This window comes from Sphingomonas phoenicis (genome assembly GCF_047238005.1).
In the GTDB taxonomy this organism is placed as follows: Bacteria; Pseudomonadota; Alphaproteobacteria; order Sphingomonadales; family Sphingomonadaceae; genus Sphingomonas.
On sequence record NZ_JBDFMC010000002.1, the window covers coordinates 3575174 to 3598920 of the forward strand.

At 68.9% G+C, this 23747-nt stretch carries 23 protein-coding genes and 1 riboswitch; of the genes, 15 read left to right on the forward strand and 8 right to left on the reverse strand.

All coding sequences use genetic code 11. The features are described from left to right. Positions 1 to 19: 19 nt before the first annotated feature. Positions 20 to 1576, forward strand: a complete 1557-nt coding sequence (locus tag ABC319_RS17845; protein ID WP_413071751.1) for a PepSY-associated TM helix domain-containing protein — start codon at positions 20 to 22, stop codon at positions 1574 to 1576. 391 nt (positions 1577 to 1967) lie between these two features. On the opposite strand, the gene ABC319_RS17850 is transcribed toward ABC319_RS17845, so the two are convergent. The 3 genes from ABC319_RS17850 to cobU form a co-directional block, all read right to left on the reverse strand. Then, positions 1968 to 3329, reverse strand: coding sequence for a DUF3999 family protein (locus tag ABC319_RS17850; protein ID WP_413071508.1), 1362 nt, complete (start codon positions 3327 to 3329; stop codon positions 1968 to 1970). Further along, on the reverse strand, positions 3326 to 6145 hold the full coding sequence (locus ABC319_RS17855) for a DUF2339 domain-containing protein (RefSeq protein ID WP_413071509.1): 2820 nt from the start codon (positions 6143 to 6145) through the stop codon (positions 3326 to 3328). The genes ABC319_RS17850 and ABC319_RS17855 overlap by 4 nt, the downstream gene beginning before the upstream one ends. Before the next feature lie 157 nt (positions 6146 to 6302). Next, the gene (gene cobU / locus ABC319_RS17860; RefSeq protein WP_413071510.1) at positions 6303 to 6818 is read right to left on the reverse strand and encodes a bifunctional adenosylcobinamide kinase/adenosylcobinamide-phosphate guanylyltransferase; all 516 of its coding nucleotides are present in this window, start codon (positions 6816 to 6818) and stop codon (positions 6303 to 6305) included. A gap of 25 nt (positions 6819 to 6843) precedes the next feature. After that, positions 6844 to 7051: riboswitch (cobalamin riboswitch) on the forward strand. 132 nt (positions 7052 to 7183) lie between these two features. On the opposite strand from cobU, the gene ABC319_RS17865 reads away from it, so the two are divergent. From ABC319_RS17865 to ABC319_RS17915, 11 genes are read left to right on the forward strand one after another with little or no spacing between them, the layout of a single operon-like run. After that, on the forward strand, positions 7184 to 9100 hold the full coding sequence (locus ABC319_RS17865; RefSeq protein ID WP_413071511.1) for a TonB-dependent receptor plug domain-containing protein: 1917 nt from the start codon (positions 7184 to 7186) through the stop codon (positions 9098 to 9100). A 1-nt stretch (position 9101) separates the two neighbouring features. Then, entirely contained in the window at positions 9102 to 10064 is a 963-nt protein-coding gene (locus ABC319_RS17870; protein WP_413071512.1) for an aminotransferase class I/II-fold pyridoxal phosphate-dependent enzyme, read from the forward strand. Then, positions 10061 to 10678: a cob(I)yrinic acid a,c-diamide adenosyltransferase gene (cobO, locus tag ABC319_RS17875; protein ID WP_413071513.1), complete on the forward strand. Its 618-nt coding sequence runs from the start codon at positions 10061 to 10063 to the stop codon at positions 10676 to 10678. Before ABC319_RS17870 ends, cobO begins: the two co-directional genes overlap by 4 nt. After that, positions 10678 to 11481, forward strand: a complete 804-nt coding sequence (locus ABC319_RS17880) for an ABC transporter substrate-binding protein (RefSeq protein WP_413071514.1) — start codon at positions 10678 to 10680, stop codon at positions 11479 to 11481. The genes cobO and ABC319_RS17880 overlap by 1 nt, the downstream gene beginning before the upstream one ends. After that, the gene (locus tag ABC319_RS17885; RefSeq protein WP_413071515.1) at positions 11478 to 12440 is read left to right on the forward strand and encodes a FecCD family ABC transporter permease; all 963 of its coding nucleotides are present in this window, start codon (positions 11478 to 11480) and stop codon (positions 12438 to 12440) included. The genes ABC319_RS17880 and ABC319_RS17885 overlap by 4 nt, the downstream gene beginning before the upstream one ends. Then, positions 12437 to 13207, forward strand: coding sequence for an ABC transporter ATP-binding protein (locus tag ABC319_RS17890; protein ID WP_413071516.1), 771 nt, complete (start codon positions 12437 to 12439; stop codon positions 13205 to 13207). Before ABC319_RS17885 ends, ABC319_RS17890 begins: the two co-directional genes overlap by 4 nt. After that, positions 13204 to 14115 (forward strand): adenosylcobinamide-phosphate synthase CbiB, encoded by a 912-nt coding sequence (gene cbiB, locus ABC319_RS17895; protein ID WP_413071517.1) that lies wholly within the window; start codon positions 13204 to 13206, stop codon positions 14113 to 14115. The genes ABC319_RS17890 and cbiB overlap by 4 nt, the downstream gene beginning before the upstream one ends. Further along, positions 14103 to 15563 carry a cobyric acid synthase gene (locus tag ABC319_RS17900; protein ID WP_413071518.1) on the forward strand — a complete coding sequence of 487 codons (1461 nt, stop codon included), beginning with the start codon at positions 14103 to 14105 and terminating at the stop codon, positions 15561 to 15563. Before cbiB ends, ABC319_RS17900 begins: the two co-directional genes overlap by 13 nt. Continuing rightward, positions 15560 to 16576, forward strand: a complete 1017-nt coding sequence (cobT, locus tag ABC319_RS17905; protein WP_413071519.1) for a nicotinate-nucleotide--dimethylbenzimidazole phosphoribosyltransferase — start codon at positions 15560 to 15562, stop codon at positions 16574 to 16576. Before ABC319_RS17900 ends, cobT begins: the two co-directional genes overlap by 4 nt. A gap of 1 nt (position 16577) precedes the next feature. Beyond that, entirely contained in the window at positions 16578 to 17345 is a 768-nt protein-coding gene (gene cobS, locus ABC319_RS17910; protein WP_413071520.1) for an adenosylcobinamide-GDP ribazoletransferase, read from the forward strand. Then, complete coding sequence (locus ABC319_RS17915; protein WP_413071521.1) at positions 17342 to 17899, forward strand: histidine phosphatase family protein; 558 nt, start codon at positions 17342 to 17344, stop codon at positions 17897 to 17899. The genes cobS and ABC319_RS17915 overlap by 4 nt, the downstream gene beginning before the upstream one ends. Before the next feature lie 244 nt (positions 17900 to 18143). Here ABC319_RS17915 and ABC319_RS17920 read toward each other — a convergent pair whose 3' ends face one another. Both ABC319_RS17920 and ABC319_RS17925 read right to left on the reverse strand, forming a co-directional pair. After that, positions 18144 to 18737 (reverse strand): ankyrin repeat domain-containing protein, encoded by a 594-nt coding sequence (locus ABC319_RS17920; RefSeq protein ID WP_413071752.1) that lies wholly within the window; start codon positions 18735 to 18737, stop codon positions 18144 to 18146. Continuing rightward, a complete protein-coding gene (locus ABC319_RS17925) occupies positions 18698 to 19093 on the reverse strand; it encodes an ankyrin repeat domain-containing protein (protein ID WP_413071753.1) in 396 nt (131 codons plus the stop codon). The genes ABC319_RS17920 and ABC319_RS17925 overlap by 40 nt, the downstream gene beginning before the upstream one ends. Positions 19094 to 19222: 129 nt before the next feature. Between ABC319_RS17925 and ABC319_RS17930 the strand changes: the two genes are divergently transcribed. Further along, positions 19223 to 20470 carry a tyrosine-type recombinase/integrase gene (locus tag ABC319_RS17930; RefSeq protein ID WP_413071522.1) on the forward strand — a complete coding sequence of 416 codons (1248 nt, stop codon included), beginning with the start codon at positions 19223 to 19225 and terminating at the stop codon, positions 20468 to 20470. Here the strand turns inward: ABC319_RS17930 and ABC319_RS17935 are convergent. Both ABC319_RS17935 and ABC319_RS17940 read right to left on the reverse strand, forming a co-directional pair. Then, positions 20445 to 20639, reverse strand: coding sequence for a helix-turn-helix domain-containing protein (locus ABC319_RS17935; protein ID WP_413071523.1), 195 nt, complete (start codon positions 20637 to 20639; stop codon positions 20445 to 20447). The genes ABC319_RS17930 and ABC319_RS17935 overlap by 26 nt on opposite strands. Next, the gene (locus tag ABC319_RS17940; protein WP_413071524.1) at positions 20636 to 20851 is read right to left on the reverse strand and encodes a helix-turn-helix transcriptional regulator; all 216 of its coding nucleotides are present in this window, start codon (positions 20849 to 20851) and stop codon (positions 20636 to 20638) included. The genes ABC319_RS17935 and ABC319_RS17940 overlap by 4 nt, the downstream gene beginning before the upstream one ends. A gap of 443 nt (positions 20852 to 21294) precedes the next feature. Here ABC319_RS17940 and ABC319_RS17945 point away from each other — a divergent pair, with 443 nt between their 5' ends. Continuing rightward, positions 21295 to 21600: an excalibur calcium-binding domain-containing protein gene (locus tag ABC319_RS17945; protein WP_413071525.1), complete on the forward strand. Its 306-nt coding sequence runs from the start codon at positions 21295 to 21297 to the stop codon at positions 21598 to 21600. 26 nt (positions 21601 to 21626) lie between these two features. Here ABC319_RS17945 and ABC319_RS17950 read toward each other — a convergent pair whose 3' ends face one another. Continuing rightward, positions 21627 to 22436 carry a ParA family protein gene (locus tag ABC319_RS17950; protein WP_413071754.1) on the reverse strand — a complete coding sequence of 270 codons (810 nt, stop codon included), beginning with the start codon at positions 22434 to 22436 and terminating at the stop codon, positions 21627 to 21629. Positions 22437 to 22617: 181 nt separating this feature from the next. Between ABC319_RS17950 and ABC319_RS17955 the strand changes: the two genes are divergently transcribed. Then, a protein-coding gene (locus tag ABC319_RS17955) for an IS3 family transposase (protein ID WP_413068384.1) occupies positions 22618 to 23747 on the forward strand; the annotation gives its coding sequence in 2 pieces (ribosomal slippage) (positions 22618 to 22870 and positions 22870 to 23747; 1131 coding nt in all).

Sequence of the window (23747 nt, forward strand, 5' to 3'; positions counted from 1 at the left end):
CAAAGCCGAGACCAAGGCGATGGTGGCGGTGCACGGCTGGTCGGGCATCCTGCTGGGGCTGCTGCTCTATGCGGTGGTGCTGACCGGCACCGCTGCGGTGTTCGCGCACGAGATTGGCGCGTGGTCGGCCGGGCATGTCGCCGCGCGCTCGTCGTTCGCGCAGCCGCTCGACGCGGTCGTCCGCGATCTCGCCGCGCGCACGCCGAAGCAATATCGCGAGGCCGTCAACCTCTTCGAGGTCGGCGACGGCGGGCTTGGCGTCTTCTTCCATCGGCACGAGACCGACGCGAACGGAGTGCCGACTGAGAGCGGCATCTACTACCGGCTCGACAACGCCGGACGCATGACGGGCACGGCGCGGGGCAATGTCGAGGACGTGTTCGGTCCGGCCAATGACGATGCGCTTTCGCACTTTCTCGTCGACACGCACGTGCGGCTTCATGTGCCCAACCCTTGGGGGTTGCTGCTGACCGGCGTCGTCGGACTCGCCATGCTGGTCGCGGCCATATCGGGGCTCCTGATCCATCGTCACCTGTTTACGGACATCTTCACGCTGCGCCGCCGAGGGAACCCCGTGCTGGTGCAACGCGATGCGCACAGCGTCGCGGGGACGTGGAGCCTGCCCTTCGCCTTCGTTCTGGCCTTCACCGGGAGCTTCTTCTCCTTCTATGGGACGATCGGCGTGCCGGTGGTGGCGATGGCGGCGTTCGGCGGCGACGTCGCTGCGCTGACGCAGGCGGTCTACGGCAATCCTGGCAAGCCGGATGCGCGGCCCGCGGCGATCAGCAACCTGGACCGGATCGTCGCCGACGCGACCCGCCGCGGCGGCAGTGCGCCGACCTTCGTCGCGATCGAGAACTTCGGCCGCGCCGACGCCGGCGTCACCACTTATCATGATCCGCGAGCGAGCGACGTCGAACCCGTGACATTGCTCTACGAGGGTGCGAGTGCGCGTTTCCTGCGCGCCAAGGCCACCATCGGGACACGGCCGTCTGCAGGCGGCACACTGGTGGGCATCATGGGCCCATTGCACTTCGGCAGTTTCGCCGGGCTACTCTCCAAGGCCGTCTGGTTCGGGCTCGGCTTCGCCATGTGCTACGTCACCTACACCGGCATGCGATTGTGGGTGATCCGGCGACGCACCGAGGCGGGCGGCCTGCGCTCGCTGGAGCGAGCGATTACGGTGGTGGGGATTGGGCTACCGTTTGCGCTGGTGGCTGCGGCCGCGGCATTCCTCATCGCGCTGCCGTTGGGGGTGGCGATTTATTGGACCACTGCCGGCTTCCTGATCGCGTCCGCTGTCGCGATCGTGGCGAGCATCATCGTGCCGACCAACGATGTTCTGGCAAATGTGCTGACGGCAGCGACGGGCGCGACCATGATCGCCCTACCGCCGCTCCGACTCGTCGCCGCCGGCGGACCTCACTGGGGAGAAGCCTGGGTTGCGCACCAGCCGATGATCGTCGCGATCGACGTCGGCTTGTTCGTGGCCGGCGCATGGCTGATCATCAGGTGCGCGTCGCGCAGCATGCCATCATCCCGCCATCCTGCGGCTATTCGGACGGCACGCGCGTGACGTCGCTGCACCTCGCTCTCTGCGTCCTTGCTCTGTCGGTGGCGCCACTGACGCTGCTGTGCTTGGCTGATCCAAAGCGTCGCCGCGTGGCGCGTCGCGACGGGCTGGCAGCGACGACGCTTCGTCGCCGGCTCTTGGTTGCTGCCGCATGTTTGCCGGGGGTGAGCAGTCTTCTCCTCGGCGACACTGCCGCATTCATGATCTGGCTGGGCGGAGTCGCGTTAGTCGGGTGGGGGCTGGCGACCGCTTTCGGTGCATTGCGGCACAGCTGACACGCGGGGAACCGCATCAATGGCGGGTGAGATCGACGTTGTATGGCGCCAGCTCGAGAGAACCGGCGCGCCAGTCGGCATCATCAAGCCGAGTGCGGGCAAATCGCATTCAGATACTTTCAGCTCTGGCGGTCGCTGGAAGGCGCGGCGTCAGCCGCATTGCGCCGCCACAGGGTCCAGGCGAACAGCCCCAGCAGCCCGGTCGCGAACAGCAGCACGGCCCAGAGCGTGATCTTGCGACGACCGATCGATGCATCGGTAATTTCGGGAAGGCTCACACGGGGATCGCCCGCGGCCGCGACCGCGGTGGCGGCGGGTTTCCCTTCCGCCTGTGCGGTCAGGCTGTCGGTCGCGAGATAGGCATCGCTCGTGCCCGCCCTGCCCGCGGCGAGTACATAGGGCCCGGTGCCCGCGGCGAGGAACAGCAGGTCGCGCGCGGCGAAGCCAAGCCGGATGGCCGGCGGGGAGGTGAAGCCAGGGGTCCGCGGATCGGGTTCGATCATCAACGTGCGGAAGGCGCGGCCGCCGAGCGCGATGTCCGCGGGGGCCGCGCGTGCAGCGGTTCCCGTACCGAGCAGGGTCCACGGCTGCTCGGCGTCGTCTCGGCCGAGGATGCGGACGGGCACGAGGACGTCGTCACCCTGCGGCACGAGCCGGATCGTTGCGATCGGGGTCGCGAACGGGACGGCGAACAGAAGCGCACCATGATCGCGCGGCGGTGGCAGCGTCGCTTCGGCATACGTCATCGCGGCCGGCCCGCTGCGACGACTGACGACCGACGCGCCGCGCACAACGACGGGCGAGAGCGCGCGCGAGGCCGTGCTCCACGTCACCTTGAGATAATCGTCGGCGATCGGCGCCATGCCGAGTGCGACGGTCGCACTCGTCTCGTCCGCGTTCGCCGAGGACGCACGATACACGGTCTTCTCCCCGAGCCTGCGCCACGTCGACAGGTCGTGACTGGCCTCGACGCGAACGGTGACGGGCTGCGATTCGGGTACGTCGATGTCGAGCGCGATCGCGCGTGCCGAACCGGAGATCGCGCGCGCATCGAAAAGGGCGCCTAGTACGATCGAGCCGCCGGCGATGTGCGCGACATCTCCCTCGACCTGCGCAATCCGTGCGCGACCCTGCGTATCGAGCCGCAGCGACACCCTCTTGACGTTGAGCTCGTCGGCGGACCCGAGGATCGGCATCGCCTTGAGCGTGTCGCGGCGCAGCGCTCCCGGGCCGGCGGGCGCGCGCGCGATCGGCATCGCACGCCCGCGGGCGTCGAAGAGGCGCAGGTCGGACAGGTCCGGCGTCTGTGCGGCGACCAGGATCGCGGCCGGGATCGACAGCCGTTGCACGATCGATCCACTGCCCGGCGTCACCCCGATATGGACGCGATAGGCGTCGGGATCGCCATCCGACCCTGCCGGGGCGGCGGCGACCAGCAGCGCAAGCAACCCGGCACGACACCACGATATCGGCCGGGTCATGGCTGCGATCCTTCCTCGCGGCGCGGCGCCGCTTCATGCGGGGGTAGCGGCGCGAGATACCCGACCACCAGCATCAATATTCCCACGCCGATGAAGGCGACGATCCGTGCGCCGCCGCCGGCGTTGGTGAGATCGATCAGCAGCAGCTTCGCCACCGTCAGCCCGAGCAGCCCCGCGCCGACCAGCCACAGCGCGCGGCGCGCGCGGCGATGCGCGAAGATCATCAGCGCGAGCGCGAGCAGCGTCCACAGGATCGCGATGCCGGTCTGTACCACCGAGCTGTCGAGCAACGCATCGGGATCCCATGCCACGCCAAGCAAGTGATGCGCGATGCGCAGCCAGACCGTGTTGACCACCACGAAAGCGAGCGTGGCGAGGCTCGCCGTCGCGCCCCGCCCGTCGAGTGCCGAGGCGCCCGGCAGCGCGGACGCGGCCGCGACGACCGTCCGCCGCCACAGCTCCAGCGTCGCGAGCGCGAGGCCGAGCGAGAGATCGGCCGGATTGAGAAGCGGCACATAGGGCAGGGGATCCGCGGATCCGGACGAGAACAGCGCGACGAGCAGCGTGCCGAACGCCAGCATCGCCGCGAGCGGGGCGGCCGCGACCCAGGCATAGTCGACGGCATGGGTATCGAGCGGCCAGCGCCGCCGTCCCGCCACCGAGTCGAGAGCCTGCCCGGCCCACACGGTCAATCCGGCCAGCGCCGCCAGAAGCGCGAGCAGGAGCGCCGCTTCGGCCCAGGAAGCGCGCCAGAGGTCGCCGCGATCGATGCCCAGCAGCAGGCAGTCGGCGAGGATCGCGGTCGCCAGCCAGATGCCGCCGGCATGCGCGAAGCCGAGGATCGCGCGTCGAGCCGGTGCGTGGTCATCCTCGCGTGGGATTCGGTCGTTGCGGTACAGCGCGTGGAGATGCAGCGCGATCGCCGCGATCCAGATCGGCGCGTCAGGCAAATGAAGCACGCGCGAGCCCGCGAGATGCTCTCCAACGAAGCCGAGCGCCATTGCCGCCAGCGTCGCACAGGACGGCCAGGTCGCGACGTGCCAGCGCTGTCGCAGGCCGATCGTCTGCGCTCCCCACGCACTTGCCACATAGGCGAGCATCAGCAGCGTCGCGCGCGTTCCGGCGTCGAACACCGGCATCGCGGACACCGCAGATGGCCCGATCGGCGCGGCGAGCCGGGCGATCTCGACGGCCCAGGCTATCCACCAGAAGGCGAAGCCGAAGACGAAGGCCGGATTGCCCAGCCTGCCCTCGATCCCGGCATAGACCTGCGCGAACCGCGATCCGCTGTGCGGCAGCGGCGTCCGCAGCCACCATGCGGTCGCGAGCGCGGCGAGCGCGATCAGCATTGCCCCGACGAACGCCGCATTTGCGAGCGGGATCGCAGCGATGTTCGCTTCGGCGCTGCCGATGTAGACCACCGCCGCGATGACCTGCATCGCAAGCCCGAACATCCGCGGCATCCAGCGCGCCTGCCGCATTCCGACCCAGAACGCGCCTGCGCCTTCGAGCGCCCATGCCGCCGAGGTCCAGCGCGCGCCGAGCGCCAGCGGCACCGCAAGCGTGACGAAGCCGATCCCGATCGCGAGCAACGTCTCGGTCATCACGCGCAAGTCGTCGCGGCGGCGGCGCATCACGACGCCCGCTACGGCGAGGTACAGCGCGGCGAACCCGAGCGCCGCGACGGCGCCGCCGAACGGCCGATCGTGCACCAGCCCGACCTCCAGTCCGAATCCCGCCAGCGCAGGCCCGAATAGCAGGGTGGTGTCGACGACCCCGCCGAGCCGCCCGGGCGTGGATCGTGCGAACAGCAGCGCGCATGCGACGTAGATGAGCACCGAGACGATCAGGAACGCCTGCGCGACGACGAAGTCCGCGGGGTGGTAGCTCGCCGCCTCCCACGCGGTCATCACGCCGAAGGTCGCGAAGAACCCGACAAGGTTCACCACGCGCCACGACCGCCTGACCGCGAGGAACAGGATCGCGGCGTTGAGGATGGTGTAATAGGCGAACAATCCTGCCACGTTGCCGCTGCCATCGGACAACAACAGCGGCACCGCGAAACCGCCGGCGAAGGCGGTCACCGCCAATGCCTGCGAGCGTTGCAGCAAGGCGAGGGCGCAGCCGAGCGCGCAGACGACGATCATCAGCGCGAACGCTGCGTCGACCGGAATGGTGGCGTAGAGCTTCGCGGCGGCGAACAGCGTCAGGTAGATGACCGCGACGCCGCCGCCCTGCAGCGCGAGCCCGAAGTCCGGTCGCGCGGTCCGCGTGCGGAAGCCGACCGCGAGCAGCGCGACGCCGATCGCCGCAACGAGCGCAAGGCGGAACTCGATCGGGAACAGCCCCGCCGACGCGGCGTAGCTTGCGAGGAACGACAGGCCGACGAACAGGATCACGAGCCCGACGCGGACGATCGTGTTGCCGCCGAACAGCCAGCCTCTCGCCGCCACGATCGCGTTCGCGATCGCTGCCTCCACCACGCCGGGCTCGTGGATGACCGGCTCCGGGGGTGACGGCGGGATGGCAGGAGCCTCCGCCTCGGGAGCGGCGGTGGCGACGATGCGCGCGGGCGGGGGTACTGAAAATGGCGCGCGCTCCGGTTGCGCGGCGGGCGCGAACGGCGCAGGCGCCCGGAGCGCATCGAGTTGCGCCCGCAGCGCCGCAGTCGCCCGTTCGATCTCGGCGCGGACCGCCTTGCGCACGCCCCAGCCGAAGACGGCGCCGGCGATCCCGCCGAGAACGAAGCCATATTCCTCGAACTCGCTGAATATCCAGCCGATCGCGGCCATGAAGATCGCAGACCACAATATCATCGGCTGATCGCCCCCCGCATCTGCGCGCATTCATGCCGCAGCTGTTCGGGCAAATCGAGCGCCGATGGTGGGGGGATTATATCGCGGCCGATGCTCCGGGTCAGGGGTGGTCGCGGATGTCCACTTGTGGCAAACACCCAGGATCAGTGGGACTGCGCTACCGCTCGACGGGAAAGCGCTGCAGCGGCAGCACCATCCCCGCAACGACGAAGTAATTGGCGCTCATCGCGTCCGCGACCTGCTGGTTGAGGCGCCCTGCCGCATCACGGAACTGCCGACCCAGCGGGTGAACGGGGACAATGCCCAGCCCGACCTCGTTGGTGACCACGTACAGCGGTGCCACGCGGCGCCGCATTGCTGCGAGTAGTGCCGCGGACCGCGCTGTAACGTCATGCTCGCCCAGCATCACGTTGCTCAGCCACAGCGTCAGGCAATCGATGAGTACGACGCCGTCGCCGCACTCGTCGATCGCCTCGGGCAGCGCCACGGGACATTCCACCGTCCGCCAACGCGCGTCGCGGTCGTCGCGGTGCCGGGCGATGCGGTCGGTCATCTCGTCGTCGTGCGCCTCCGCAGTCGCCAGATAGTACAGTGCGCCGTCATGATCCTCGGCAGCGGCCTGCGCGAGGCGGCTCTTGCCGGAGCGGGCGCCCCCTACGAACATCGTCTTCATCTTGCTTTCGCCTCGCCTCGGCCCTAGGGGCGCGTTCGCGACAGGTTCCCAGAGATGGGATGAAAAGGGAACCCGGAAGCGAGCTCTAGGTTGCTCGCCATCCGGGGCTGCCCCCGCAACTGTGACCGGCGAGCCTTGCTCCTCCGCGTGCCACTGGATCCTCCGCGATCCGGGAAGGCCGGGCCAGGCGACGACCCGGAAGCCAGGAGACCTGCCCGTCGTGGTTGTCCTTCGTGCGGACGGGGTGTTCCTGCGCGATCGAGGTTTTCCTCGCGTGACGACGGTGTTGGGGTCGTGCGCGGCGGAACAGCGATTCCGAGCGAGCGTCGGCGCGTCCCCGTTGTTGAAACGAGGGGGATACCATCGTGAAGAATTATGCCTGTATGATCCTGCTGCCGTGCATCGCCGCGGCCGCACCCGCCGTCGCGCAGAGCGCCCAGTCCACCAGCGGCCTGACCGAAGCCGCCGATGCCGGCACCGACATCCTCGTCACCGCCAACCGCGAGGCGCGGCCCGCGTCTACCGTCGGCCAGGCGGTGACCGTGCTCGACACCGTGACGATCACGCAGCGCCAGGCGGTGACGGTGTCCGACCTGCTGCGCCAGACGCCCGGCGTCACCGTGGTGCGCAACGGCGGTGTCGGCACATCGACCTCGGTCAACATCCGCGGTGCGGAAAGCGACCAGACCGTCGCGCTGATCGACGGCATCAAGCTGAACGACCCGTCGTCGCCGGGTGGCGGCTTCAACTTCGGCAGCCTGCTGATCGGCAACATCGCGCGCATCGAGGTGCTGCGCGGCGCGCAGTCAATGCTGTGGGGCAGCCAGGCGATCGGCGGCGTCGTCAACCTCATCACCCGCCAGCCGACCGAGCAGCTGAGCGTCAACGCCCGCGCCGAGGGCGGCTGGCACGAGACGGGGCAGGCGTTCGCCAACGTGTCGGGCAAGAGCGGCCCGGTCTCGGCGAGCTTCGGCGGCGGTTATTACACGACGGACGGCATCTCGGCCTATGCGCCGGGCAAGGAGCGCGACGGCTTCCGCAACTATTCCGCCAACGGCAGCGTCGGCATCGCGCTGGCGCAGAACGTGGCGGTCGACCTGCGCGGCTTCTATGCCAACGGCCGTACCGATATCGACGGTTTCGGACGCGACAGCCGCGAATATGGCGACAGCGAACAGTGGATCGGATACGCCGGGCTCAACGCCGCGCTGTTCGATGGCCGCTTCCGCAACCGCTTCGGCTATGCGCATACCGACAGCGACCGCCGCAACACCGACCCCGACGGCACCCCGACCGAGACGTTCCGCGGCATCGGCCGCAACGACCGGCTGGAATATCAGGGGACGGTGGACGTCACCCGGGCGGTCTTCGCGACCTTCGGCGCGGAGCGGGAGGTTTCGCGCTTCTCGACGTCGAGCTACGGCGGCCCGGTGACGCGCGGCAGCGCCCGCATCTTCAGCGTCTATGGCCAGGTCGCGGTCACCCCGATCGCCGGGCTGACCGGCACCGCGGGCGTGCGCCACGACGATCACAACATCTTCGGCGGCGCGACGACCTTCTCGGGCAGCGGCGTCTATTCGCCCAACGGCGGCGCGACCGCGTTCCGCGCGAGCTATTCGGAAGGGTTCAAGGCGCCGACCCACTACCAGCTGCAGAGCGAATACGGCAACACCGCGCTCGACCCCGAACGCTCGCACGGCTGGGATGCCGGCGTGACGCAAAAGGCGCTGGGCGGCGCGGTTGAGGCGAGCGCGACCTATTTCAAGCGCAATTCGTTCGACCTCATCACTTTCGTGTCCTGCACCCGGCCGCTGACCGGCATCTGCACCGGCAAGCCCAACGGCACCTACGACAATATCGCCCGCGCGCGGGCGCAGGGTGTCGAACTGTCGCTGCTGTTGCGCCCGGTCGAGGCGCTGACGTTCAGCGCCGCCTACACCTATCTGGATGCCAAGAACCGGTCGACCGGCACCGCCAATTTCGGTCGCGACCTCGCCCGCCGGCCCGACAACAGCGTGACGGTGAACGCCGATTACCGCTGGCCGTTCGGCCTCACCACCGGTGCGACGATCACCGCGATCGGCGACAGCTTCGACAATGCGTCCAATGCGCGCCGGCTCGATGGCTACGTCGTCACCGATGTGCGCGCCTCGTTCCCGATCGGTGACCATTTCGAGGTGTATGGCCGCGTCGAGAACGTCTTCGACGAACGCTACCAGACGATCTATCAATATGGTCAGCCCGGCCGCGGCGCGTTCGGCGGCATCCGCCTGACCTATTGACGTGATCGACGCCCGCGTCCTCGCCACCTTCTGCGCCCATGGCGGGCGGGTGGCGGCGGCGCGCGCGGCGTTCGGCGGCGAGGACTGGATCGACCTGTCGACCGGCATCGCGCCGTGGGGCTGGCCGGTCGACGACCTGCCGCTCGGGCTGGACCACCTGCCGGAGCCGGACGCGATCGCCGCGCTGGAAGCCGCCGCCGCCGGTGCGTTCGGCGTGGACGATCCCGCCGGCGTCGTCGCGGTGCCGGGAACCGACCTTGCCATGCGGCTGCTCGCCACGATGCTGCCGGCGGATCGTGCCGTGGTCCTGCAACCGGGCTATGCCGGTCACCGTGCCGCATGGCCGGACGCGCAACCGGTCGCCGCGCTGCCGGCACCCGACGCCGACCTGTTCGTCCTTGCCAGCCCGGCCAATCCCGATGGCCGCGTCACCGACCGCGCTACGCTGCGCAGGCTGGCCGGGCGCATGACCGTCGTGGTCGACGAAGCCTATGCCGATCCCGACCCCGGCCTGTGTCCGCACGCATCGGATCGACTGATCGTGCTGCGATCGTTCGGGAAATTCTACGGCCTGCCCGGCCTGCGCCTCGGCTTCGTCGTCGCCGGTCCGGATGTTGCCCGGCGCCTGCGGACATTGATCGGCGACTGGCCGGTGTCCGGTCCTGCCGTGGCGATCGGCATGCTGGCCTATGCGGATGCCAACTGGCGTCGCGCGCAACAGGCGCGGATCGCCGAGATGGGCGGGATGCTCGACGACGTCCTGACCGCGGCGGGCATCGGCATCGTCGGTGCGGCGCCATTGTTCCGGCTGGTGGCGTGTCGTAGCGACCTGTTCGAGACGCTCGCGCGTCACGCCATCCTGACCCGCCCGTTCGCCGACCGGCCCGACCGCCTCCGCATCGGCCTGCCGCGCGGCAGCGCCGCCATCATCCGCCTCGCCACCGCCCTGGAGGTCCACCGATGACCGAAGCCGACGATACGGGCGACTACGCCCGCCACAACGCTCGCATGGCGCGCGTCGCCGCCGCGCGCGAGAAGATGCAGGCGCGTCGCACACTCGAACGCGGACTGCTGATCGTCCACACCGGCAACGGCAAGGGCAAGTCGTCCTCTGCGTTCGGCATGGCGATCCGCAGCATCGGCTGGGGGCTGAAGGTCGCGATCCTGCAATACGTCAAGGGCAAGTGGGAGACGGGCGAGCGCAATTTCTTCGAGGCGCATCCAGACCTCGCGACGTTCGAGGTGATGGGCGAGGGCTTCACCTGGGACACGCAGGACCGCGCGCTCGATATCGCCGCAGCGCGCGCGGCCTGGGAGCGATCGAAGCAGATGATCCTCGATCCGACGATCGACTTCGTCATCCTCGACGAACTCAACATCGTGCTGCGCGACGACACGTTGCCGATCGCCGAGATCGTCGCGTTCCTGAAGGAGCGCCCGCTCACCAAGCACATCTGCATTACCGGCCGCACCGCCAAGCCCGAATTGCTGGAGATCGCCGACCTCATCACCGATTTCACCGAGGTACGGCATCCCTACAAGGCCGGGTTCAAGGCGCAGCGCGGGGTGGAATATTGATGCGACGGCTGATCGCCCTCGCAGCCCTGCCGCTGCTGTCGGCGGCGCCGGTCCGCGCACCCCGCATCGTGTCGATCAACCCGTGCATCGATGCGGTGCTGATGCACGTCGCCGATCCGGCCCAGATCGTCGGCATCAGCCATTATTCGCAGGACCCGCGGGCGACGTCGATCCCGCTGGCGCAGGCGATGCAATTCACCGCGACCTCCGGCACCGCCGAGGAAGTGGTGGCGCTCGCCCCCGACGTGGTGATGAGCGGACCGCACGTCGCCCCGGCGACGATCGCCGCGCTGAAGCGGATGCGGATCAGGCTGGTGCAATATCCGGTGCCGGATTCGGTCACCGAGAGCGAGGAGCAGGTGCGCGACATCGCCCGCATCGCAGGGCATGCACCGCGGGGACAAGCCCTGGCGCAACGGATCGCCGCCGCGGCACGGCCGATGACGAAGACGCCCGTTCCCGCCCTCATCTGGCAATCGGGCGGGCTGGTACCGGGGGCGGGAACGCTGCCCGACGAACTGCTGTCGCGCGCCGGTTTCCGCAACATGAGCGCGGTCTACGGCCTGAAGAAATGGGACGTGCTGCCGCTGGAACATCTCATCGCCCGGCCGCCGCGCGTGCTGCTGTCGGTCGGTGCGGCGGAGGTGGGCAAGGACCGGCTGACCGCGCACCCCGCGGTCCGCCGTCTGGCGCAACGGATCGCGATCGCGCCCTATCCGTCGCGGCTGATGAACTGCGGCGGGCCGACGATCGTCGCGGCGATGGCGCGCCTGCGCCGGATACGGAAGGGGATGGGGGCATGACGCGGCTCAACATCGGTTTGCTGGTCGCCCTGCTGGTCGCCGCCGCACTGTCGGTGGCGGCGGGCAAGGTGTGGGTACCGTGGGATGCATGGACCGCCGCCGACCCCCGATCGATCATCATCGTCGAACTGCGCCTGCCGCGCACGATATTGGCGCTGCTGGTCGGTGCGGCGCTGGGGCTGTCGGGGGCGGTGATGCAGGGCTATCTGCGCAATCCGCTCGCCGATCCCGGCCTGTTCGGCGTGTCGTCGGGCGCGGCGTTGGGTGCGGTTTTGTCCCTCTATTTCGGCTATGCGGCGCAGGCGTGGCTGCTGCCAGGTTTCGCGCTTGTCGGTGCGGGCGCGACGATGGCGCTGCTCGCGCTGCTCGCCGGCCGGTCGGGCAGCCTGATCCTGTTCACGCTGGCGGGCATGATCCTGACGAGCATCGCCGGGTCGCTGACCGCGCTGGCGATCAGCCTCGCGCCGACGCCGTTCGTCTCGTCGCAGATCGTCACCTGGCTGATGGGGGCGCTGACCGATCGCAGCTGGGACGACGTGACGATCGCCTTGCCGCTGATCGTCGTCGGTGCTGCTCTGCTGGCGATGACCGCGCGGTCGCTCGACGCGCTGACGCTGGGCGAACAGGCGGCGCGATCGATCGGCGTCGATCCGGCGCGGTTGCAGGGGCTGGTGATCGCCGGTGTCGCGCTGACCGTCGGCGCCGCGGTGGCGTCCGCCGGGGTGATCGGCTTCGTCGGGCTGATGGTGCCGCACCTCGTCCGCTCTCTCGCCGGTAACCGCCCCTCGGCGATCCTGCTGCCGTCGGCATTGGGCGGTGCGTTGCTGCTGACGCTCGCCGATTGCCTCGTCCGGCTGTTGCCGACGGTCAGCGAATTGCGGCTGGGCATCGCCATGTCGATGCTCGGCGGGCCGTTCTTCCTCTACCTGCTGATCGTGATGCGCCGGAGGCTCGCATGACCCTGCTGACGGCCGAAGGCATCGGCCTGTCGATCGGCGGCAACCGCATCCTCGATGCGGTCGACGTCGCATTCCGCCGTGGCCGGGTCACCGCGTTGCTCGGCCCCAATGGCGCGGGCAAGAGCAGCCTGCTGGCGTGCCTCGCTGCGCTGCGTGTTCCGGACGAGGGCGCGGCACGGCTGGACGGTGCCGACGTCGCCAGCCTCGACCGCCGCGAACGCGGGCGGCGGATCGGTTTCCTGCCGCAGGCCGCCGACGTGCATTGGGACGTCGACGTCGCCACGCTGGTCGGCCTCGGCCGCCTGCCGCATCAGGGCCGCTGGGGCGCGACCGCGGCCGATCGTGCCGCGGTCGAGCGCGCGCTCGCCGCCACCGACACGACCGGCCTGCGCACCCGCGGCGTCGAGCGACTGTCGGGCGGCGAGCGGGGGCGGGCGTTGCTGGCGAGGGTGCTGGCGGGCGAACCCGAATGGCAGCTGGCGGACGAACCGCTCGCCAGCCTCGACCCCGCGCACCAGCTCGACGTGCTGGCACGGCTGCGCGGTGTCGCCGATGCCGGCAGCGGCGTGGTGCTGGTGCTGCACGATCTGCACCTCGCCGCGCGGATCGCCGACGATGCGGTGCTGATGCGCGGCGGCCGGGTGATCGCCGCCGGTCCCGCCGACGACGTGTTGACCGCGCCGCTGATCGCGCAGGCCTATGGCGTCGACGTCGAGATCGGGGTCACCCCCGGCGGCCAGCGGTTCATCCTGCCGATCGCGCGGTGACCCATGCGGCGCTTCTGCTCGCGGCGCTGATCGTGGAGGCGGCGCTGGGCTATCCGCGCCGTTGGCCGCATCCGGTGCAGGCGGCGGGTGCGTGGATCGCCGCATTCGAACGGCGTTGCAACCGTGGCGATCCCGCGACGCAGCGGCTGGCGGGCGTCACGTTGCTGGTGTCGCTGGTCGCATTCGGCGTTGCGGCGGGCTGGATCGTCGGGCGTCTGGCGGGGGAGGGCTGGGCCCTGATCGTCGTCTTGCTGGTCGCCACCACCGGCCTCGCGCAGCGCAGCCTGCACGATCATGTCGCTGCCGTGCTGGCCCCGCTCGTTGTCGGTGATCTCCCCGCAGCGCGTCACGCCGTCGCGATGATCGTCGGCCGCGACACCGCCACGCTGGACGAGGCGGGCATCGCCACCGCCGCGATCGAAAGCCTTGCCGAAAGCTTCTGCGACGGGGTCGTCGCCCCCGCCTTCTGGTTCCTCATCGCCGGTCTGCCCGGCCTGTTCGCGGCAAAGGCGATCAACACCGCCGATTCGATGGTCGGCCATCGCACGCCGCGCCTGATCCGGTTCGGCTGGGCCTGCGCGCGTGCTGATGACGGCATCAACTGGCTGCCGGCGCGCCTGTCGGGCGTGTTGATCTGCCTCGCCGGCGGCGGCGGGTGGCGGACGATGTTGCGCGATGCCCGCCGCCACGCCTCGCCCAACGGCGGCTGGCCGGAGGCGGCGATGGCGGGTGCGCTCGACCGCCGGCTGGGTGGGCCGGTCACCTACGACGGCAAAGCGGCAATGCGGGCGACGCTGGGCAGCGGCAGTGCGCCCGATGCCGCCGACCTGCGCCGTGCACTGCACCTCTATCGCATCGCCTGTCTCGGGCTATGGATCGCTGCGGGGGTCGTCGCATGGGCGCTGTGATGCTGCAGGGGACCGGATCGGACGTCGGCAAGTCGGTGCTGGTCGCCGGCCTGTGCCGCGCGCTCGCCAATCGCGGCCTCACCGTCCGCCCGTTCAAGCCGCAGAACATGTCGAACAACGCCGCGGTGACCGCCGATGGCGGCGAGATCGGCCGGGCGCAGGCGTTGCAGGCGATCGCTGCCCGCGTCGCGCCGACCACCGACATGAACCCGGTACTGCTGAAACCGCAGAGCGACCGCACCGCGCAACTCGTCGTCAACGGCAGGGTGCGCGGGCTGATGGGGCCGGGCGACTATCGCCGCCGCAAGACCGACCTGCTGGACGAGGTCCTCGCCGCCTATCGCCGCCTGTGCGCGCAGGCGGACATCGTCGTGGTGGAGGGTGCAGGATCGCCGGCCGAGATCAACCTGCGTGGCGGTGACATCGCCAACATGGGCTTTGCGCGGGCGGCGGGGGTGCCGGTGGTGCTGGTCGGCGACATCGATCGCGGCGGCGTCATCGCATCGCTGGTCGGCACGCGCGCGGTGATCGATCCCGCCGATGCAGCGATGATCCACGGCTTCATCGTCAACAAATTCCGCGGCAACCTGTCGCTGTTCGACGATGGCCTGACGGCGATCGCGGACCGCACCGGCTGGCGCAGCGTCGGCGTGGTGCCGTGGCTGGCCGATGCCGCGCGCCTGCCGGCCGAGGATGCGGTGGCGCTGGGGCGTGATGCGACGCGCGGCGAGGGTGCGCTGGTCGCGGTGCCGATGCTCTCGCGGATCGCCAATTTCGACGACATGGACGCGCTGGCGCACGAACCCGGCATCCGGCTGGCGATGATCCCGCCGGGCCAGCCGATCCCGGGCGAGGCCGCTTGGGTGATATTGCCCGGTACCAAGGCGACGATCCCCGACCTCGGCTTCCTGCGCGCGCAGGGCTGGGACGTCGACATCGCCGCGCATGTCCGCCGCGGCGGACGCGTGCTCGGCATCTGCGGCGGTTACCAGATGCTCGGCCGCACCGTGTCCGATCCTGCGGGGATCGAGGGGGCGGCGGGGACGGTCGCCGGGCTCGGCCTGTTGCCGGTCGACACCGTGATCGCCGCCGACAAGCGCACGCGGGCGGTGACCGGCACCTTCGCCTCCTCGGACACGGGCTTTGCCGGGTACGAGATCCACGCCGGCGTCACCCGCGTCGATCCCGGCACGCCGCCGCTGTTGCGGATGGACGACGGCAGCGTCGACGGCGCGGTCGCGCGCGATGGCCGCATCGCCGGCTGCTACGTCCACGGCCTGTTCGATCGTGCCGGCGCGCGCGCGCACCTGATCGCGCCGCTCGGCATCACCTCGGACGGGTTCGACCGGCGCGAGGTGATCGACGCCGCGCTGGACGGCATCGCCGCGACGCTGGAACGGGCACTCGACATCGACGCGCTGATCGCGCTGGCAAGGACCGCCGCATGACCGAAACCGACGTCCGCACCTATCTCGACGCCCTCGCCAAACCGCGTGGCAGCCTCGGCCGGCTGGAGGATGTCGCGGTGCGGCTCGCCGTCACGCAGCGGCGGATCGATGCGCGCACCCGCCCGCGGCGGATCGTGCTGTTCGCCGGCGATCACGGCTGCGTCGCCGACGGCGTGTCGGCGTGGCCCTCGGCGGTCACCGGCATGATGGTCGCGACGATCCTGGCGGGGCAGGCGACCAGCAGCGCGCTCGCCCGCGCGCACGACTGCCCGTTGCGGCTGGTCGATGTCGGTGTGGCCGGCCCGCGGATCGTGGCGGCGCCGTCGTTCTTTCGCGACGCCCGGATCGGTGATGGCACCGCCAGCCTTGCGCACGGCGCGGCGATGGATGTCGCCCGCTTCGATGCGGCGTGGCAGGTCGGCGCACAGGAAGCGGATCGCGCCGCCGACGACGGCGCGGCGCTGCTGATCGCGGGCGAGATGGGGATCGGCAACACCACCCCCGCCGCCGCGCTCACCGCGCTGCTGACCGGCGTCGCCGCCGCCGACGCCGTGGGGCGCGGGGCCGGGGCGGACGATGCGACGCTCGCGGTGAAGGCACGGATCGTCGCCGATGCGGTGGCGCGCGCGGCGCCGTCGCTGGCCGCCGATCCGATGCGGGCGATCGCCATGGTCAGCGGGTATGAGATCGCGGCGATCGCCGGCTTCTTCGCCCGCGGTGCCGCGCGGGGGGCGACGTTGCTGCTCGACGGCTTTGTCGCGACCGCGGGGGCGCTGGTCGCCGAACGCCTTGCCCCCGGCACCGTCGCGGCGATGATCGCGGGCCATCGTTCCGCCGAGCCGGGCCATGCCGCCGCGCTAGCGCATCTCGGCCTCGATCCGCTGCTCGACTGGCATATGCGGCTGGGAGAGGGCAGCGGCGCGCTGGTTGCGCTGCCGCTGCTCGATGCGGCGGCGGCGGTGCTCAACGATGTCGTTCGGCTCGACGCGATCGGCGCGGAGCGGGCGGACTGACATGGCGACCGCGCCGCCGTGGGCGCCGCCGTTGCTGGCGGTGCAGTTCCTGACCCGCATACCGGTGCCGGCACTGGCGCGGCTGACGGCGGCGCAGGCGGCGGACGGCATGGCCCGCGCGATGGCGTGGCTGCCGCTCGTCGGCACGGCGATCGGCGCGGCGACCGCGAGCGTGTTCGTCGCGGCGGGCACATGGTGGCCACCGCTGATCGCGGCGCTGCTGGCGCTCGCGATCGAGGCGCTGCTGACCGGCGCCTTCCACGAAGATGCCGTCGCCGATTTCTGCGATGCGTTCGGCGGCACGGCCCGCGGCGATGCGGCGCTGCGCATCATGCGCGACAGCCGCATCGGGAGTTATGGTACGCTCGGCCTTGGCCTTGCCGTCGCGATGCGCGTCGCGGCGATCGTCGCGCTGCCGCCGGCGCTGGCGGTGGCGGCGATCGTCGGTGCGGCGACGCTGGCGCGCCTTGCCGCCGTGCTGCTCGCCGCGATCCTGCCCCCGGCGCAACCGGACGGTGCCGCGGCACGGATGGGCCGCGGCATGCCGCCACGCCGCGTCCTGCTCGGCGTGCTGCTGGCGATCCCCGGCCTGTTGCCGATCGCGCTGTTGCGCCCGACGGCGCTGCTGGGCGCGGGCATCGCGACGGCCCTGCTGCTCGGCTGGCTGACCCGGTTTCTGCGCGCGCGGATCGGCGGCAGCACCGGCGACTGCCTCGGCTCTGCGGCCTATATGGCGCAGCTGGCGCTGCTGCTCGCCGCGGTGGCATGACCGCCCGCGTCCTGATCGTCCGCCACACGCCGGTCGCCAGATCATGGTCCGGCCGCTGCTATGGTCGTTCCGACATGGGTCTCAGCCGCGCCGGCACCGCCGCGATGCGCACGCTGGCGGACGACCTTGCAGCACAATCTTTCGCCACGATCGTGCACTCCGGCGCGATCCGCACCCGCGTCCTCGCCGAACGCATCGCCACGCTCACCAACCGTCCGATCGCCGCCGACCCGCGCTGGCTGGAGCGCGACTTCGGCGCATGGGAAGGCCGCAGCTGGCATGCGATCTGGCGCGAGACCGGTGACCTGATGGACCGGATGATGACCGATCCTGCTGGCTTTCACCCCGGCGGCGGCGAAAGCGGACAGGATCTCGCCACCCGTGCCCGCGCCGCCTGGGATGCGTTACCGACCGATGCCGACACGCTGGTCGTCAGCCACGGCGGACCGATCGCCGCGATCCGCACCCTGCTCGGAGGCTTGTCTATGGAGCGGATGATTGAAGCGGTCCCCCCACGCGGCAGCTGGCTCATCCTGCCTCGGCAGGGTGTCTAGTGTTACATCGTCTTGACGACCCCGAGCGTCGCTTTCTCCGTCGTTGACGATTTACCAGAACTCGTGTGGCGAGACCGCTGAGACCTGCCGCTACCCCATCCTTCCGGTGCAGTTTCGGGAAAGAGCATCTGGAAACAGGCTTTGCGAAAAGCCGCCTCTGCGCAAATCGTGGCGTGGCTGGCGCCACCTGGCACCTCACCGAACATTGTTTCACGAGAAAGCGTGGCCGGCCGACAAACTTGGATTAGCCATGCTCGTCCTGAACGAGCATTTCGGCGATACGATCGTAGCCGTAGAGCCGCGCCATGCTCAGCGGGGTCAGGCCGGCATGGGAACGCAGATCACGGCGCGCGCCGGCGCGGATCAATGCTGGCACGGCCTCAACATGACCGTGCCACACGGCGTCGTGACGCGCGGTCAGGCCGTTATATGGGCCCTGAGCGTCCAGTTCCACCATCGGATCGCCCTCGGTTCGCGAGCTCGTCAGGATGGCGATGTGATCCGCCAGCCCGAAATAGGCTGCGTCGTGGAGCGCCGAGCCGCGCATGAGGCCGATCGTGCGGCGGGGGTCCGCTCCGGCGTCGAGCAGCAGGCGCACCAGCGCGTCGTGCCGTTCGCGCACCGCCAGCCCCAAGGGGGTATAATCGTCGTCGAACGACCCAATAACGGGTACGCGGACCTCGACATCGGCTCCATCGGCGAGCAGCCGTTCCACTGCCTCCACGTCTCCCGCCTTCACCGCCGTCACCAGCGGCAGGCCGGTGACGTGCGCCGCGTCTGCGGCATCGCGCTCCTCGATCAGCGCGATGATCGCCGCCAGGCCGTCCTCCCGCGCCAGGTCGAGCGCGCTTTGCTGCCAGTGGTCCTGATCGAGGTGCGCGCGCGGCGGGACAGGAGCAGCCGTACCGCGTCGGCGTGCTTGTGCAGCAGCGCGTCCATGATGGCCGTGTTGCCCAGCACCGGCGACTGCTGGTCGACGAAGGCGCCGTGATCGAGCAGCAGGCCGAGTACGTCGGCGCTGCCGGACTGAGCGGCCTTGTGCAGCGCAGTCGCGCCCATCCGCGGCTCCACCGCCAGCACATCCGCGCCGGCAGTCAGCAGCAACGCGACCGCCTGTGCCCGGCCGAGGGCGGACACGATCATCAATGGCGTGAAGCGCTGGTGACCCCTACGAGTGTGGAACTTCCGTGTCAGGCGATGCCGGGGCGTCCCTAACTACACTGTAATTACAGCGGTTTGTCTTGTAAGCTGTTCGTGGTCGGTCGCCCCCATTTGCCTGAAAACGGATCGAAATGTGGGACCGATCGTGGGTCTGCTGTCGGCATGAAAGTGTGGGACGGCATCCGTGACATCCGCGGACAGGGAACCGAACCGATGGCGCTGACGGCATTGAAGGTGAAGAACGCGAAACCCGGCCGGCATGTCGATGGCCGGGGTCTGTGCCTGCTGGTGCGGGAGAGCGGTGCGCGGACATGGGTGCTGCGGATGCAGAAGGACGGGCGGCGGCGCGACTACGGGCTGGGGTCGGCGCTGGCCGAGGCGCGCGACGCGGCGACGGCACTGCGGCGCAAGGTGCGCGAGGGCGGCGATCCGGTCGCCGAGCGGCGGCGGACGCGGAAAGTCGTGCCGACCTTCGAGAGGGCGGCGCGCGACTGCTACGACGCGTTGAAGGAGGGCTGGGAGAACCGGCGACACGCCAACTGGATTTCGAGCTTTGAGAACCACGTCTTCCCGTCGATCGGGACGCGTCCGGTCGATCAGGTGGACAGCGCGTGCGTGGTCGAGGTGCTGTCGCCGATCTGGCTGACGGTTCCCGATACTGCGCGGCGGATGCTGCAACGGATCGGGGCGGTGCTGGACTTCGCGCATGTGAAGGGCTGGCGTGCCGACGAAACGTCGCTGCGGTCGGTGCGCAAGGGCTTGCCGCGCCAGATGGACAAGGGCGGGCATCTGGAGGCGATGCCCTATATGGATGTTCCGGCGCTGATGGCGAAGCTGGCGGCGGCGACGCCGACGACGGGCCGCGATGCGCTGCGCTTCACGATCTACAATGCGGTGCGCTCGAACGAGACGCGGTTCGCGGTGTGGACCGAGTTCGATCTGGACAAGGGCATCTGGACGATCCCGGCGGCGCGGATGAAGGCGCGGGAGACGCATGTCGTGCCGCTGTCCGCCCCGGCCGTGGCGCTGCTGCGCAAACGGTGGAAGGAGCGCACCAGCGATACCGGCCTCGTTTTCGCGGGCAGGGGCGACAAGGCGATCAGCGACATGACGATGACCAAGCTGCTGCGCGACGACGGGATCACGGGGGTGACCGTCCACGGCTTCCGCTCTGCCTTCACCGACTGGTCGTCGGAGAAGACGCGCTTTCCCAAGGAGGTGGCGGACAAGGCGCTGGCGCACAAGCTGCCCAACAAGGTGGAGGCCGCGTATCGCCGCACCGACTTCTTCGAGAAGCGGCGCAACCTGATGGCCCGCTGGGCGGAGTATCTAGACCGCGTGCCGGCGAGGGAGGGCAAGGACGCCGCCGCCACGGCGTCCGCGCCTATCCCGCTGTGCGTTGCCGCCTGACGAGAGCGTGCAGGCTGGCAGTGGTGATGCGGGTGGATTTGCCGAGCTTCACCGTCTCGAGCTCGCCGGCCGCGATCAGCGCATAGAGCGTGGTGCGGCCGACGCCGAGCATACGGGCGGCGTCGTTGACGCGCACGCAGATCGGATCGGGGATGGGCGGCGCAGTCATTGCGCCGCCACCGCTGTCGGCTCTTCGCGCCAAGCCCCCGGGTTGGCGACCCAGCGGTTGACGGCGGACTCGTGCCAGCCAGCGCCGTGGATGCTGATCGGCACCTGATGGGGAAAGGTCCCGTCTGCGATCTTGCGGTAGAGGGTGGAGCGGGACAGTCCGGTACGGGCGAGGACGGTCTTCAAACGGATGATACGGTCGGGATTGGACATGGGTGCGTTTCCATGACTGGCGGGTATGTCGGTTGCCCGGACGCCGGCATCCAGCCGCCCCATGCGAGACAGGGACATGCCTTCGGCGCTGTGAGGCGCAGGCGTCGGCTATCGGGGATATTGGAGGAACGCGGCGACGAACGGTGGACCGTAGCGTGGTGCATCTCCCCATCGGCCGACAGCACGCGAGAAACTCGCCACTGCTTGCCTGACGCAACGCTTGCCGTTCTCTCCGCCGACGCCGTTCCTGTGCTGTCGTCCAGCTAGGTCAGGTTGAGTCGGTCATCATGAGCAGTCCTGTCTGGGCTGCCCGCCACCGAGCAAGTTGCGCCACTTCGTCCCAACCCGCAAGAGGCCACATCGGCGCGCGATATCGCGTCGCCGTTTCCCCGCGACCAACTCCGCAAACCGTTCGTTTACGCGGCCGGCATTATTGAGCGGCCATGACCGGATATCGATCGACCATCGCCACCGTGTTCATAGGAGCGGGCCTAACGGGCGCTGTCGTCGGGATCGGATCGACCGCGACGACCGTGCAAGGACGCGACGCCATCATCTCGACGGCTAATCGCATGGGAGTCGCCACTGGCTTCAAACGGCAACGGCCACCGCAGCCCGGCGATCACTGGCGCGGCTGTAACGATGCCCGCGCTGCTGGCACTGCACCCATCTATCGCGGCGAACCCGGCTACCGTCCTGGCATGGACGGTGATGATGATGGCATCGCCTGTGAACCGTACAGGGCATAAGGAACGGCACTGCGACGACGATCCCGTCAGAAATCGGGTTCAAGCACTTGTTCAAGAGTGGTGACAATATCATCCAAATGGTCCGCGCTCTCGCGAGCCTTTGTGATATGTGCGCCGTTCAATCCATCGGAGCTATTGCAATAAAATATCGGCTTCTTGGCATCCATTGAATATGGAATGAGACTGTGGAGATTTGGTATTTGGCCAAGCTTGTAGTCGCTATCTTGCCATTTTATGACTTGATCAATCGGCGCAAGCTTGTTGACAATATTGTTGGTGATGGCGGGGATCAATTCGTCGCCGTAGATTTTCCAACCCGCCGTCATTCCTGCCGCGTTCGAGCGAACGTTATGTCGCTGGATGACATAGCCAAGATATGTCGGTCTACCGCGCGGTATCGAAAGCTCGGTATTGTGCCACGCCTGATTAACCTGATCCCAATCACGCCGCCACGAAATCAGCTTGTTGCCAAGATTCTCCGTTCCCTGAATCGAGAAAAGGTCAGGCGCAACAGGAGTGATGAAATAATCCGATGACGCCAACACTGCGCGGTTCAAGGCTCCCAAATTCGGTCCAAGATCGATAAGAACTATATCAGCACTCACCTTTTCGGCTGCAAACTGTATGTAGCGATGAATGGCAGACTGCGCCCTGATGTCTGGCTCGCTTCCGCCTTTCGCCGAATTCCAAGTATCGCCAAGCCGATCTTCAAAATCGCTCAGGCGAAGGTCGCCGGGGACAATGAATAGATCGCCCTTCGCATTGACCGCTCGTGACGGTGCCCGGCTTCTGATATCGCCGGTAGTGCTATAAACCCGTTCAATATTGCGAAATATGCTGTTGCCTTCGGCCGACCACGCCCGAGGCGTATGGCGTGTCCCTCCGTCGTTCGACGGTCATCGGCGCTCGCCGCTGCCGCGCTTCACGATTATGACGGATGAGGACAGGAAGGAACTGACGTGCTCCCCTGAAACTCTGCCAGTTTGAGCTAGAGTCCGCCTTCGTGAGGAGACGGACGTGAAGAAGACCAGGTTCAGCGAGGAGCAGATCATCGCGGTGCTGCGCGAGCAGGAAGGTGGGATGAAGACCGCCGATGTGTGTCGCAAGCACGGGATCAGCAGCGCGACGCTGTACGCGTGGAAGGCCAAGTATGGCGGCATGGACGTGTCGCAGGCGCGCAAGCTGAAGGTGCTCGAGGAGGAGAACGGCCGGCTCAAACGGCTGCTGGCCGACGCCATGCTCGACAATGCCGTGCTGAAGGAAGTCGCGGCAAAAAACTGGTAAAGCCCGCCGCTCAACGGAAGGCTGTCGAGCATGCTCGGCAGTTGTTCGGCATCAGCGAGCGTCGGGCGTGTACCATCTTCAGCGTGGACAGGACGTCGGTGCGCTACGCGCCCCGGCGTAGTGATGATGGCGACCTTCGGTCGCGGCTGCGCGAGATCGCGGCGGAACGTCGGCGCTTCGGCTACCGGCGGCTGGGGATCATGCTGGCTCGCGAGGGTCTGGTCATGAACCACAAGAAGCTGCTGCGGCTTTACCGCGAGGAGAACCTGCGGGTCAGGCGTCGGCGTGGCCGCAAGCGAGCGATAGGCACCCGAGCACCCATGACGCTGCCACAGGGACCGAACCAGCGCTGGAGCCTCGACTTCGTCAGCGACACGCTGATCAGCGGCCGGCGCATCCGTATCCTGGCGGTGGTCGACGACTTCACGCGCGAGTGCCTCGCGCTGGTGGCGGACACCTCGCTGTCAGGCGCGCGTGTCGCTCGTGAGCTCGACGCCATCATCGCGCTCAGGGGCGTACCGCCGCTGATGATTGTCAGCGATAACGGCACCGAGCTGACCAGCCTGGCGATCCTGAGATGGACGCAGGAACGGCCTCTCGAGTGGCACTACATCGCGCCGGGCAAGCCGCAGCAGAACGGCTACGTCGAGAGCTTCAACGGTCGTCTGCGCGACGAATGCCTCAACGAGACGCTGTTCGTATCGCTCGGCCATGCCCGCTCGGTGCTGCGGCTCTGGCGCGACGACTACAACCATGTGCGGCCGCATAGTGGTGTTGGCGGGCTGACGCCCGCCGATGCTGCCAGGCGGGTTGTGCAACACCGCCCCGAGGGGCACCATACCAACCCCGGACTCCAGTTATGA